At 63.9% G+C, this 570-nt stretch carries 1 pseudogene; it reads right to left on the bottom strand.

Features of this window, described 5'->3' with window-relative positions:
* Positions 1 to 427: 427 nt before the first annotated feature.
* Positions 428 to 570: pseudogene (locus ACO1BU_RS37715) on the bottom strand (IS256 family transposase); the annotation flags it as partial.

The raw sequence follows: 570 nt of genomic DNA, 5'->3' as shown, positions 1-570 counted from the left end.
CGCCCACAACCTCACCAAGCTCGCCAGGGCAGCAACAGGCTAACCCGCGCTGGAAGGGCGCGCCATGAGCGCCGCTCAACGCCCCCAAGCGTCAGCTCGAAATGGGGTTACCCGGACGGTCTCCTAGCCGCCGACTTCCGGAGTTCGGCCGTCGACCGGTCCTGTCGCGTGATCGCCAACGCCATTCCAACTTCCCAGGCGACTACCGGAAGGAGCGAGTTACGCCTGTGACGCTGGCGGAATCACACCCGATTCAGCGACCAAGGCGGTTGTTATTAGCACTGCTGGCCAAAGGCCATGATTCGGCGCTATCTTCCCAAGCCAGGGGGGCGCTTCTTCGGTGCGCGTGTAGGGGCTGACGCAGCCACCTCGGAATCCTGCCGTGGCGCCGCTGCGGAGCTATGCGGGAATTTGGGTGACGCGGTGATCAGGCGGCGTTCTGTGCTGGCGTGTTGGTGACCTCGACGCCGTTCTTGAATGTGACGCCCTGGATGAGCTTGGGCAACTGGTTCTCGCCCTTCAGCCTGCGCCAGGTCTTGGCCGCGGCCATGACGAGCTTGAACACCATGA

It is taken from the genome of Roseomonas chloroacetimidivorans (genome assembly GCF_049629625.1).
Taxonomy (GTDB): domain Bacteria; phylum Pseudomonadota; class Alphaproteobacteria; order Acetobacterales; family Acetobacteraceae; genus Roseomonas; species Roseomonas chloroacetimidivorans.
The sequence above is the reverse complement of the archived record's forward strand: the minus strand, read 5'-3'. Positions and strand labels throughout refer to the sequence as shown.